The 12797-nt window shown below is 63.1% G+C and carries 12 protein-coding genes; 6 read left to right on the top strand and 6 right to left on the bottom strand.

All coding sequences use genetic code 11. The features are described 5' to 3' along the window. Positions 1-53 precede the first annotated feature (53 nt). From prpC to ACK1U9_RS10685, 3 genes are all read right to left on the bottom strand, one after another. Positions 54-1181 (bottom strand): bifunctional 2-methylcitrate synthase/citrate synthase, encoded by a 1128-nt coding sequence (gene prpC, locus ACK1U9_RS10695; RefSeq protein ID WP_085600205.1) that lies wholly within the window; start codon positions 1179-1181, stop codon positions 54-56. Between the two features lie 167 nt (positions 1182-1348). Next, positions 1349-2239, bottom strand: coding sequence for a methylisocitrate lyase (gene prpB / locus ACK1U9_RS10690; protein ID WP_003259689.1), 891 nt, complete (start codon positions 2237-2239; stop codon positions 1349-1351). Further along, positions 2236-2952, bottom strand: coding sequence for a GntR family transcriptional regulator (locus ACK1U9_RS10685; protein WP_025338439.1), 717 nt, complete (start codon positions 2950-2952; stop codon positions 2236-2238). Before ACK1U9_RS10685 ends, prpB begins: the two co-directional genes overlap by 4 nt. Before the next feature lie 329 nt (positions 2953-3281). On the opposite strand from ACK1U9_RS10685, the gene rloA reads away from it, so the two are divergent. The 5 genes from rloA (at position 3282) to ACK1U9_RS10660 (ending at position 8744) form a co-directional block, all read left to right on the top strand. Then, positions 3282-3818 (top strand): retropepsin-like aspartic peptidase RloA, encoded by a 537-nt coding sequence (gene rloA / locus ACK1U9_RS10680; RefSeq protein ID WP_046615736.1) that lies wholly within the window; start codon positions 3282-3284, stop codon positions 3816-3818. A gap of 5 nt (positions 3819-3823) precedes the next feature. Then, positions 3824-5359 (top strand): osmotic stress tolerance membrane protein RloB, encoded by a 1536-nt coding sequence (gene rloB / locus ACK1U9_RS10675; protein WP_025338437.1) that lies wholly within the window; start codon positions 3824-3826, stop codon positions 5357-5359. Next, positions 5359-6339 (top strand): alpha-L-glutamate ligase-like protein, encoded by a 981-nt coding sequence (locus ACK1U9_RS10670; protein ID WP_046615737.1) that lies wholly within the window; start codon positions 5359-5361, stop codon positions 6337-6339. Before rloB ends, ACK1U9_RS10670 begins: the two co-directional genes overlap by 1 nt. A 193-nt stretch (positions 6340-6532) precedes the next feature. Continuing rightward, positions 6533-7876, top strand: coding sequence for an aminodeoxychorismate synthase component I (pabB, locus tag ACK1U9_RS10665; protein ID WP_196188531.1), 1344 nt, complete (start codon positions 6533-6535; stop codon positions 7874-7876). Positions 7877-8009: 133 nt separating this feature from the next. Further along, entirely contained in the window at positions 8010-8744 is a 735-nt protein-coding gene (locus tag ACK1U9_RS10660) for a phosphoadenylyl-sulfate reductase (RefSeq protein ID WP_085600198.1), read from the top strand. 126 nt (positions 8745-8870) lie between these two features. On the opposite strand, the gene cysB is transcribed toward ACK1U9_RS10660, so the two are convergent. The 3 genes from cysB to ACK1U9_RS10645 all read right to left on the bottom strand — a co-directional run bounded on the left by cysB (position 8871) and on the right by ACK1U9_RS10645 (position 11542). After that, a complete protein-coding gene (gene cysB / locus ACK1U9_RS10655) occupies positions 8871-9845 on the bottom strand; it encodes an HTH-type transcriptional regulator CysB (RefSeq protein ID WP_013971904.1) in 975 nt (324 codons plus the stop codon). 128 nt (positions 9846-9973) lie between these two features. Further along, positions 9974-10471, bottom strand: coding sequence for a universal stress protein (locus tag ACK1U9_RS10650; protein WP_015269711.1), 498 nt, complete (start codon positions 10469-10471; stop codon positions 9974-9976). A 123-nt stretch (positions 10472-10594) separates the two neighbouring features. Further along, the gene (locus ACK1U9_RS10645; protein ID WP_108480352.1) at positions 10595-11542 is read right to left on the bottom strand and encodes a putative 2-dehydropantoate 2-reductase; all 948 of its coding nucleotides are present in this window, start codon (positions 11540-11542) and stop codon (positions 10595-10597) included. A gap of 231 nt (positions 11543-11773) precedes the next feature. On the opposite strand from ACK1U9_RS10645, the gene ACK1U9_RS10640 reads away from it, so the two are divergent. Continuing rightward, positions 11774-12797: 3-deoxy-7-phosphoheptulonate synthase (locus ACK1U9_RS10640; RefSeq protein ID WP_449109883.1), on the top strand; the 1024-nt coding region annotated here is incomplete at its 3' end.

Below are 12797 nucleotides of genomic sequence, written 5' to 3'. Positions count from 1 at the left end.
GGAGCGGCCTTGTGTCGCGAAAGGGCTGCGCAGCAGCCCCAGCGATCTATGACTCAGCGCTGCTCGATCGGTACGAACTGGCGCTGCTCGACACCGACATACTCGGCGCTCGGGCGGATGATGCGGTTGTTGGCGCGCTGCTCGAAGACGTGCGCCGCCCAGCCGGTCAGGCGCGAGCAGACGAAGATCGGGGTGAACAGCTTGGTCGGGATGCCCATGAAGTGGTACGCCGAGGCATGGTAGAAGTCGGCGTTGGGGAACAGGCGCTTCTGCTCCCACATGGTCTTGTCGATAGCTTCGGAAACCGGGTACAGCACCTTGTCACCCACTTCGTCGGCGAGCTGTTTCGACCAGCCCTTGATCACCTCGTTGCGCGGGTCGGACTCTTTGTAGATGGCGTGGCCAAAGCCCATGATCTTGTCCTTGCGTTCCAGCATGCGCAGCAGCTCGGCAGTGGCCTCCTGCGGGCTCTGGAAACGCTCGATCAGCTCCATCGCCGCCTCGTTGGCACCGCCGTGCAGCGGGCCACGCAGCGAACCGATGGCAGCGGTTACACAGGAGTACAGGTCGGACAGGGTCGAGGCACAGACGCGGGCGGTGAAGGTCGAGGCGTTGAACTCGTGCTCGGCGTAGAGGATCAGCGACACGTTCATGACCTTGACGTGCAGCTCGCTCGGCTTCTTGCCGTGCAGCAGGTGCAGGAAGTGGCCACCGAGGGTGTCTTCGTCACTGCTGCAGTCGATACGCACGCCGTCGTGGGTGAAGCGGTACCAGTAGCACATCACCGCAGGGAACAGCGCCAGCAGGCGATCGGTCTTGTCACGCTGGGCATCGAAGGTCAGTTCGGGTTCCAGGGTACCCAGCACCGAACAACCCGTGCGCATCACGTCCATCGGGTGGGCGTCACGCGGGATGCGCTCGAGCACTTCCTTCAGGGCTTGCGGCAGGTCACGCAGGCCCTTGAGCTTGCGCTTGTAGTCGGCCAGTTCGGCTTTGCTTGGCAGCTCGCCGTACAGCAGCAGGTAAGCGACTTCCTCGAACTCGGCACCCGCCGCCAGGTCACGCACATCGTAACCACGATAGGTCAGCCCGGCACCGGCCTGGCCCACGGTCGACAATGCGGTCTGGCCGGCCACCTGGCCGCGCAGGCCTGCGCCACTGAGTACTTTTGCTTCGGCCATGGTGTTTCTCCTTTCTTGAACTTGTTATGGATTCTTTCTGGCTAATTCGGGGGTGGCTGCATCGGCCCTATCGCCGGCAAGCCAGCTCCCACAATGTCTTGCACTGGGCTCGAACCTTGTGCGGCACCTGTGGGAGCCGGCTTGCCGGCGAAAAGGCCCTCACAGGCTCAACCTTTTTTCTGGGCAAACAACGCATCGAGGCTCTGCTCGAAGGCGTGGTAACCAATGGCATCGTAAAGCTCCATGCGGGTCTGCATGGTGTCGATCACGTTCTTCTGCGTGCCGTCGCGGCGCAGCGCGGTGTACACGTTCTCGGCTGCCTTGTTCATCGCGCGGAACGCCGACAGCGGGTACAGCACCAGCGAGACATCGACCGAGGCAAGCTCTTCGGTGGTGTACAGCGGCGTGGCGCCGAATTCGGTGATGTTGGCCAGGATCGGTGCCTTCACCCGGTCGGCGAAGGTCTTGTACATCTGCAGTTCGGTGATGGCTTCCGGGAAGATCATGTCGGCACCAGCCTCGACACAGGCGGCGGCGCGGTCCAGGGCGGCGTTCAGGCCCTCGACGGCCAGGGCGTCGGTACGCGCCATGATCACGAAGCTGTCATCGGTACGGGCATCGACTGCGGCCTTGATGCGGTCGACCATTTCCTGCTGGCTGACGATTTCCTTGTTCGGGCGGTGGCCGCAGCGCTTGGCGCCAACCTGGTCCTCGATATGGATGGCGGCAGCGCCGAACTTGCTCATCGAGCGCACGGTACGGGCGACGTTGAAGGCAGAGGCGCCGAAACCGGTGTCGACATCCACCAGCAGCGGCAAATCGCACACGTCGGTGATGCGGCGCACGTCGGTGAGTACATCGTCCAGGCCGCTGATGCCCAGATCCGGCAGGCCCAGCGAACCGGCGGCGACGCCGCCACCGGACAGGTAGATGGCCTTGAAGCCGGCGCGCTTGGCCAGCAGGGCATGGTTGGCGTTTATGGCGCCAACCACCTGCAGCGGATGTTCAGCGGCAACGGCGTCGCGGAAACGCTGACCGGGGGTGCTCTTCACAGTCATTTCTCACCTCGTGGGCTGTTGTTGTGGGCGTCCAGGTAGTGACGCTCGATATTGCGCTTGGACGCGCCGATGTGGCGGCGCATCAGGAGTTCGGCCAGCTCGCCGTCACGGTCGGCGATGGCATCGAGAATGCGGTGGTGCTCGGCAAAGGCCTGGCGCGGCCGGTTGGGCGTTGCGGAGAACTGGATGCGGTACATGCGCACCAGCTGGTACAGCTCGCCGCAGAGCATCTTGACCAGGGTCTGGTTACCACTGCCCTGGATGATCCGGTAATGGAAGTCGTAGTCGCCTTCCTGCTGGTAATAGCCCAAGCCGGCCTGGAACGCGGCATCACGCTCGTGGGTATCGAGCACCCGGCGCAGTTCGTCGATGTCGGCCTGGCTCATGCGTTCGGCGGCCAGGCGGCAGGCCATGCCTTCCAGCGATTCGCGAATTTCGTACAGTTCGATCAGTTCGGCGTGGTTCAGCGACACCACCCGCGCCCCCACATGCGGCACGCGCACCAGCAGGCGCTGGCCTTCGAGGCGGTGAATCGCCTCGCGCAGCGGCCCGCGGCTGATGCCGTAGGTACGCGCCAGCTCCGGCTCGGAAATCTTGCTGCCGGGGGCGATATCGCCCTTGACGATGGCCGCCTGGATGCGCCGGAAGACGTTTTCGGACAAGGTTTCCGTTTCGTCTGCCAGCACCGGGCTGGGGGTGGATAGGTCTTGCATATTGTCGACACCTTGCAAATCTATTTGCCAGAAATTAGCTAATTCGACAGGGGCAGTCAAAGACAAAATGAATATTGTCGACAATCGTCTAAGAACGAACTAACGCCGGCCCGGCGCTGTCAGATCGCGCACCGCTGGCGTCAAGGCGCCGGCGTGATAGAATGCCGCGCCTCCGTTGGAGTATGGATAGCCTGTCTGTCATCCATTCATGCTGTTGACAGATGAACAAGGAAGCTTGCGCAGTCGCTGCCAGTCGCCTTGCCCTGAACACGGCTCTGAACATGGCTTTGAAAACAGCCCCGAACCTTGCACTGCACCGCGCCAGGAATATGAGACTTACACCCGCATTATTGCTGCTCTGCCTCACCCTGCTGCCGGCCCTTGGCCAGGCCGCAGGCAAGACCGTGTACGGTCTCAACGAATATGCACGCCTGGGCGACCTGGACCTGGAAGTGGCCGCCAAGCTCGACACCGGCGCCAAGACCGCATCGCTCAGCGCCCGCGACATCAAGCGTTTCAAGCGCAACGGCGAAAGCTGGGTGCGCTTCTACCTGGCCATCGACGCCGCCCATTCCCACCCCATCGAACGCCCGCTGGCACGCGTAAGCAAGATCAAGCGCCGGGCCGGCGACTATGATGCTGAATCGGGCAAGGCCTACACCGCACGCCCGGTCATCGAACTTGAAATCTGCATGGGCCAGGCCGTGCGCACCATCGAAGTCAACCTCACCGACCGCAGCGCCTTCCAGTTCCCGCTGCTGATCGGCTCCGAGGCGCTCAAGCACTTCGACGCGCTGGTCGACCCAAGCCTTAAATACGCGGCCGGCAAACCTGCCTGTGCCACCGACGCTCCCAAAGCAGAGTAATCCCGATGCGCTCTCTTACCCTCCATCTGAAAGTCCTGATCACCGTGCTGGTGCTGTTGGGCGTGGCGGTCACGGCTTATCAGATCTTCGTACTCGGCATCCCGGTAACCGAGGATGAAACCGACGACCTGTGGAACATCGACGCCAAGGTCGAGTTCGTGGCCAGCACCAAGGACCCGGTCAAGGTGCAGATGTTCGTGCCACCGCTGAACCGCGACTACGTCAGCCTCAACGAGAGCTTCATCTCCAACAACTATGGGGTGAGCGTCAACCGTGCCGACGGCAACCGCAAGGTCACCTGGTCGGCCCGCCGCGCCAGCGGCAACCAGACCCTCTACTACCGCCTGGTGCTGACCAAGCGCTACAGCAACGAGAAAACCACGGTCAAAGGCCCCACCTTCCGTGACAGCCTCGCAGTGGAAGGCCCCGAGAAGATTGCCGCCGAGGCCCTGATGGCGCCGATCCGCCAGCACTCGGCCGACGTCGAGACCTTCGTCAGCGAGACCATCAAGCGGGTCAACAACCTCAACGACGACAACGTCAAACTGCTGCTGGCCGGCGACACCACGGCCATGAAGAAGGCCCAGGTCATCGACCTGCTGCTGTCGATCGCCCATGTACCGATGGAGAAGGTGCACACCATCCGCCTGGTGGCCGACACCCCGCAAACCCCGGAACTGTGGCTGCGCAGCTTCAACGGTACCGACTGGCTGTACTTCAACCCGGACACCGGTGAGCAGGGCCTGCCCAGCGATCGCCTGCTGTGGTGGACCGGTGACGACAACCTGATCACCGTCGATGGCGGCAAGAAGGCCAACGTCACCTTCAGCATGAACAACAGCGAGATGAACGCCATCCGCCTGGCCAAGCTGACTGACGAGAATACCGACGCCGACTTCCTCGAATATTCGCTGTACGGCCTGCCGCTGCAGACCCAGCAAACCTTCATGATCATGGTGATGATCCCGATCGGCGTGCTGGTGATCCTGGTGCTGCGCAACCTGGTCGGCCTGCAGACCCTGGGTACCTTCACCCCGGTGCTGATCGCCCTGGCCTTCCGCGAGACCCAGCTGGGCTTCGGTATCGTGCTGTTCACGGTAATCACCGCCCTGGGCCTGTCGCTGCGCTCGTACCTGGAACACCTGAAGCTGCAGATGCTGCCACGCCTGTCGGTGGTACTGACCTTCGTCGTGGTGCTGATTGCCGCCATCAGCCTGTTCAGCCACAAGCTGGGCCTGGAACGCGGGCTGTCGGTAGCGCTGTTCCCGATGGTGATCCTGACCATGACCATCGAGCGCCTGTCCATCACCTGGGAAGAGCGTGGCGGCGGCCATGCCATGAAAGTGGCCATCGGCACCCTGTTCGCCGCTTCCCTGGCGCACCTGTTGATGATGGTGCCGGAGCTGGTGTACTTCGTGTTCACCTTCCCGGCCGTGCTGCTGATCCTGGTGGGCTTCATGCTGGCGATGGGTCGCTACCGCGGCTACCGCCTGACCGAGCTCGTGCGCTTCAAGGCATTCCTGAAGAAGGCTGACGCCTGATGTTTGGCCTGATCAAGACGTGGAAAGCCCTGGAGGCCCGGGGCATCATGGGTATCAACCGGCGCAACGCGGACTACGTGTTGAAGTACAACAAGCGCCACCTGTACCCGATCGTCGACGACAAGATCATCACCAAGGAGCGCGCCCTGGCGGCCGGCATCCATGTGCCGGAAATGTACGGCATCATCGAGACCGAGAAAGAGATCGAGAAGCTCCACCAGATCATTGGTGGGCGCAGCGATTTCGTCATCAAGCCGGCGCAGGGCGCCGGTGGTGACGGCATCCTGGTGATCGCCGACCGCTTCGAGGACCGCTACCGCACGGTGTCGGGCAAGATCATCAGCCACGAGGAGATCGAGCACCAGATCTCGAGTATCCTCACCGGGCTGTACTCGCTGGGTGGCCACCGCGACCGCGCGCTTATCGAATACCGGGTCACCCCTGACCAGATCTTCAAGAGCATCAGCTACGAAGGCGTACCGGATATCCGCATCATCGTGCTGATGGGCTACCCGGTGATGGCCATGCTGCGCCTGCCGACCCGCCAGTCCGGTGGCAAGGCCAACCTGCACCAGGGCGCCATCGGCGTGGGTGTCGACCTGGCCACCGGCGTGACCCTGCGCGGCACCTGGCTGAACAACATCATCAGCAAGCACCCGGACACCACCAACGCGGTGGATGGCGTGCAACTGCCGAACTGGGACGGTTTCATGAAGCTGGCCGCCGGCTGCTACGAGCTGTGCGGCCTGGGCTACATCGGTGTCGACATGGTGCTGGACCAGGACAAGGGGCCACTGATTCTCGAGCTCAACGCCCGCCCCGGCCTGAACATCCAGATCGCCAACGACTGCGGCCTGACCCAGCGCACCCACGCCATCGAGGCGCACCTGGAAGCGCTGGCCAAGGATGGCATAAGCGAAGATGCCGAACAGCGCGTGCGGGTATCGCAAGGCATGTTCGGGCACGTGCATCCGCGCTGAAATCGCCAAGGGCTGCCCTGCAGCCCATTCACAGCACAAGGCTGCTCCTACAGATAACGCGATATCCTGTAGGCGCAGCCTTGTGCTGCGAACGGGCTGCAAACACATTGTTGAATGTCGCGCCCAGTGCTAGGCGCATTTCCCGCACAGGTCTACAATCGCCCTCCTCGCTTTTACATCGCCGTCCATACTGATGCCGACCTGTACGCTTCACCCCCTGCCCTATCAGCCCGACCCTGCCGCCTATTTCGCCCGCCTGCGCCAGGCCCCCGGTGCGATCCTGCTGGACAGCGCCCGCCCCGGCGCCGAACGCGGGCGTTTCGACCTGCTCAGCGCCTGGCCGCTGCAACACCTGCAGGCGCAGCCCGACGAAGATGGGCGCAGCTTCCTCCAGCGCCTGCGCGCCGGCCTAGCACGGTTGGGCCATGCGCAGTTGCCCGCAGGTACCGAGCTGCCGTTCGCTGGCGGCCTGATCGGGTACCTGAGCTATGACTTCGGCCGCCGCCTGGAACACCTGCCCAGCCTGGCCGTGGACGACCTTGGCCTGCCAGACGCGCAACTGGGCCTGTATGCCTGGGCGCTGGTGACCGACCACCAGTGCGCGACCAGCCAACTGGTGTTCCACCCAAGCCTGTCGGGCAGCGAACGGGAACGCCTGATCGCCCTGTTCGAAGGGGCCGACAACGCGGAAATCGGCAGCTTCCAGCTACTCGCGCCGATGGCCGGCGACCTGCAGCCCGAGCAGTACAAGGCCGCCTTTGACCAGGTGCAGCGCTACATCCAGGCCGGTGATTGCTACCAGATCAACCTTACCCAGCGCTTCCGCGCGCCTTGCCAGGGCGACCCGTGGCACGCTTACCAGGCCCTGCGCAAAGCCTGCCCCACCCCCTTCTCCGGCTACCAGCAACTGGCCGACGGCAGCGCCCTGCTGAGCTTTTCGCCCGAGCGCTTCATCCGCGTCAGCCAGCGCCAGGTGGAAACCCGGCCGATCAAGGGCACCCGCCCGCGCGCCAGCAACCCGGCAGAAGACATGCGCAATGCCGAGGAGCTGCTGCACAGCCCCAAGGATCGCTCGGAAAACCTGATGATCGTCGACCTGCTGCGTAACGACCTGGGGCGCACCTGCGAGATCGGCTCGGTGAAGGTGCCGGAGCTGTTCAGCCTGGAGAGCTACCCCAACGTGCACCACCTGGTCAGCAGCATCACCGGCCAGCTGGCCAGCGACAAGGACGCCCTGGACCTGATCGGTGACAGCTTCCCAGGCGGCTCGATCACCGGCGCGCCGAAGATCCGCGCCATGCAGATCATCGACGAACTGGAGCCGGCGCGCCGGGCGCTGTACTGCGGCTCACTGCTATACGTGGACGTGCGCGGCGAAATGGACAGCTCGATTGCCATTCGCAGCCTGCTGGTCAAGGGCGGGCAGGTCAGCTGCTGGGGCGGCGGTGCCGTGGTTGCCGACTCCGAGTGGCAGGCCGAGTATGAAGAGTCGATTGCCAAGGTGCGGGTGCTGATGGAGACCCTGCAAGGCTTGTGATCGTTGGTGAATTCTTCGCGGGCGAGCCCGCGAAGCAGGCGCCACCGACTCCAAGACCGCCTGCCCCGCCATTTTTTGTTACCATCACCTCACTACGAGCGCACAGCGCCACAGCCAAGATGGAAACCGCCTGATGAGCCAACCCTTCGACGTCGCCGCCCTGGCCGCGACCTATGCCAACAAGTCCCCGCAGGACATCCTCAAGCTTGCTTTCGAGCACTTCGGTGATGACCTGTGGATCTCCTTCAGCGGCGCCGAGGACGTGGTGCTGGTGGACATGGCCTGGAAACTGAACAAGCAGGTCAAGGTGTTCAGCCTCGACACCGGCCGCCTGCACCCGGAGACCTACCGGTTCATCGACCAGGTCCGCGAGCAGTACGACCTGCCGATCGAGATCCTCAGCCCCGACCGCGCCAAGCTCGACCCGTTCGTCAAGGAAAAGGGCCTGTTCAGCTTCTACAAGGACGGCCACGGCGAGTGCTGCGGCATCCGCAAGATCGAGCCGCTGCGCCGCAAGCTGGCCACCGTGAGCGCCTGGGCCACCGGCCAGCGCCGTGACCAGAGCCCGGGCACCCGCAGCCAGGTGGCGGCAGTGGAAATCGACAGCGCCTTCTCCACCGCCGAACGCACCCTGTACAAATTCAACCCGCTGGCGCAGATGACCAGCGAGGAAGTGTGGGGTTATATCCGCATGCTGGAGCTGCCATACAACAGCCTGCACGAGCGCGGCTTCATCAGCATTGGTTGCGAGCCCTGCACCCGCCCGGTGCTGCCAAACCAGCATGAGCGCGAAGGGCGCTGGTGGTGGGAAGAGTCGACGCAGAAGGAATGCGGGTTGCACGCAGGCAACCTGATTACCAAGGCATAAACAGCTGGGCCGTTGTGGGAGCGGGTTCACCCGCGAACAGCGGCAAAGCCGGTGCCATACACCGCTTCGCCTTCTTCGCGGGTAAACCCGCTCCCACAGGGGCCATGCGGCCCCTGCAATTCCGGATCAGTGCACCGGCAGTTCGACGCCTTCGAACAGATCTTCCAGCTCCTGCTTGTTGTGGCACTGTATGGCCTTGGCCATCACTTCACGGGTCAGGTGCGGGGCGAACTTCTCGATGAAGTCGCACATGAAACCACGCAGGAAGGTGCCGCGGCGGAAGCCGATCTTGGTGATGCTGGCTTCGAACAGCTCGCTGGCATCCAAGGCCACCAGGTCGCTATCGAGCTTGGTGTCCACCGCCATCTTGGCGACGATCCCCACGCCCAGCCCCAGGCGCACATAAGTCTTGATCACGTCGGCGTCAGCCGCGGTGAACACCACTTTCGGCGTAAGGCCGCGGTGGTTGAACGCTTCGTCCAGCTTCGAACGCCCGGTGAAACCGAACACGTAGGTAACGATCGGGTATTCGGCGACCGCTTCCAGGGTCAGCTTCGGCAGTTTGGTCAACGGATGGCCCTGCGGCACTACCACGCAGCGGTTCCACTTGTAGCACGGCATCATGATCAGGTCGCCGAACAGCTCCAGCGCCTCGGTGGCGATGGCGAAGTCGACAGTACCGTCCGCGGCCATCTCGGCAATCTGCATGGGCGAACCCTGGTGCATGTGCAAGGACACTTCCGGGTACTGCTTGATGAAATTGCTGATCACCGGCGGCAAGGCATAACGCGCCTGGGTATGAGTGGTGGCGATGGACAGCGTGCCCTTCTTCTCGTTGGAGAACTCCTGGGCAATCTGCTTGATGCTTTCGACCTTGCGCAGGATTTCGCCGGCGGTATTGATGATGCGCTCACCGGCCGGGGTAACGCGGGTCAGGTGTTTGCCGCTGCGGGCAAAGACTTCAACACCCAGTTCATCCTCGAGCAGGCGGATCTGCTTGCTGATACCTGGCTGGGAGGTATACAGGCTCTGCGCCGTCGCGGAGACGTTGAGGTCATGGTGCGCCACTTCCCAGATGTAGCGCAGTTGTTGAAGCTTCATAGGTTCCCCTCGGTTCAGCGATGAGTCCGCGGCAGCAGGCAGCGACGATATATAACTATATTAGTGGTTCTGGAAATAAATCTAGAACTATTTTGTTACATACCCCACGAAATGGCCTACGGCCATCTTCATGCTTTCCTACGCCCCAAATGCTGCGCCAGCGGCACCATGTACACGGGTACCGGCGACAGCTGCAGCAGCCGCACCGCCGTACGCCCCAATGGCACATCCACGCCGGCGCCAGCGCTGTGGCTACCGAAAATCAGCAGGTCGACGCTCAGCCGCTGTGCCTGGTCGAGGATCACCTGCGCCGGGTCGCCCTGGCGTACCCGCACCGCCTTGATCACCGCCAGATCGGCCTCCTCGCCCAGTTCGTCGCGAAAGTTTTCCAGCACACGCTGCTCGATATTGGCCATCACCGTGTTCACCCCCTGGCTGTGCAGCTGGTCGAGCGTCTGTTCATCGAGGTAGCTTTGCAAGAGAGATTCAGCGAACTGGCCCATGGGCTCCACCGCGTGGATCACATACAACTCGGCGCCGAATGTGCGCGCCAGCGCCAGCGCGTGTTGCATGACAAAAGGGGCGTAGACACCGAGGTCGGTGGCGTACAGCATGGAGTGGATCATTCGACCTCCTCGACTGCCGCTGCGGCAGAGCAAGCTTCAGCTTAGCAGCGCGCCGGACGCACGCTTTGCCGTCCGGCGTGCTGGTGATGCGGGCTGGAGGGCCCGGCAGCGCCAGCGCCACCCTCAGCGGGTCTGTTGGCCCCGGTCGATGAAAGCCAGCGCCTGGTACAGCATCTCCATGCGCGGCAAGTGGCAGCCCGCCGCACGCGCCTGTGCCAATGGCTCTGCATAGATGGCCTGCAGTTCCAGCGGGCGCTTGTGGACATGGTCGTGGTACATGCTGGGCCAGTAATCGGGCATGCGCTCGGTCACCTGGAACAGGTGCTCGGCATACCCTTCGGGCAATACATGGCCACACGCCGCCGCCCCCTGGACCACCTCGGCCATCAAGGCCTGAATCAGGGCGCGGCCATGGCTGTCGGCCATCAGCGGCGTGGTGCTGGCACCGAGCAGCACCGACAGGCCGTTGTAAGGCACGTTCCAAACCAGCTTCTGCCAGCGTGCCTGGACCAGGTCGGGCATGGCCTGCGAGTCGATGCCCGCAGCCCGGAACAGCCCCGCGCCTTCATTGACCAGTGCAGCACCGCCATCGTTGGCCGGCCCGCTGTGGTAACCGAGGTTGACCGCACCCAGGGCCTGATGGCGGATCACACCGGGCGCCTGGCGGTTGACGCAGATGAAACACAGGCCGCCGAGCAGGTGCATGTCACTGCGCAAGGCAGGGCGCAACTGCTCTTCCACGCCCAGGCCGTTCTGCAGCAGCACCACCTTGGCGCCAGGTGCGGCCACCTGCACGATCAGCGGCGCCAGCTGGTCATTGCTGGTGGCCTTGGCCCCCACCAGCAGCCAGTCGCAGGGCGGCATGTCGGCGACACTGGCATAGGCCTGCACCTTCATCTGCAAGTTGCCATGCACGGCACTGTCCAGGGCCAACCCCTTCTCGCGAACAACCTCGTACTCGCTGCGCAACAGAAAATGCACATCGAAGCCGGCCCGGGCCAGCATCAACCCATAGAAGCCGCCGATGGCGCCACTGCCGATGATGCCGATACGTGGTGTGTGCGAATGCATGCCGATCTCCAGGTAAAAGTCAGCCCTCTTTTTACACAGGTTGCGCAGCGCTGGGCAGCCCATGCACGACAAACACCTGCCATCTCGGAAAAACCCCACACGGACTGGGCCCAGCCCATTGTCGCGCCACCTGTAACGCGCTAAGGTTCGGCTCCCCGCTGCGATTATTCTTGCTGCTGGGCCGCACGGGGATAGTTGGCGGCCGGCACCCGTGACCTGACGAGTAACACGATGGCTGATTTACCGATCGATGACTTGAACGTTGCCTCCAACGAGACCCTGATCACTCCTGATCAACTCAAGAAGGAACTACCCCTCAGCGCCAAGGCCCTGCAGACCGTTACTGCCGGCCGTGAAGTGGTGCGCAATATTCTCGACGGCAAGGACCATCGCCTGTTCGTCGTGGTCGGCCCTTGCTCGATCCACGACATCAAGGCCGCCCACGAATATGCCGAGCGCCTGAAAGTGCTGGCCGAGGAAGTGTCCGACACACTGTACCTGGTCATGCGCGTGTATTTCGAGAAGCCGCGCACCACCGTCGGCTGGAAAGGCCTGATCAACGACCCGTACCTGGATGACTCGTTCAAGATCCAGGATGGCCTGCACATCGGCCGCAAGCTGCTGCTGGACCTGGCCGAAATGGGCCTGCCGACCGCCACCGAAGCACTCGACCCGATTTCCCCGCAGTACCTGCAGGACCTGATCAGCTGGTCGGCCATCGGCGCCCGCACCACCGAATCGCAGACCCACCGCGAAATGGCATCGGGCCTGTCCTCGGCGGTCGGCTTCAAGAACGGCACCGACGGCGGCCTGACCGTTGCCATCAACGCCCTGCAGTCGGTGTCCAAGCCGCACCGCTTCCTTGGCATCAACCAGGAAGGCGGCGTGTCGATCGTCACCACCAAGGGCAACCCGTACGGCCACGTGGTACTGCGCGGCGGCAACGGCAAGCCGAACTACGATTCGGTCAGCGTCGCTTTATGCGAGCAGGACCTGGCCAAGGCCAAGATCAAGGCCAACATCATGGTCGACTGCAGCCACGCCAACTCCAACAAGGACCCGGCCCTGCAACCGCTGGTAATGGAGAACGTCGCCAACCAGATCCTCGAAGGCAACCAGTCGATCATCGGCCTGATGGTCGAGAGCCACCTGAACTGGGGCTGCCAGTCGATTCCGAAGAACCTGGACGATCTGCAGTACGGCGTGTCGATCACCGATGCCTGCATCGACTGGTCGGCTACCGAGAAGACCTTGC

It is taken from the genome of Pseudomonas sp. XP1, from assembly GCF_053557675.1.
This window is presented reverse-complemented; position numbering and strand designations above follow the sequence as displayed.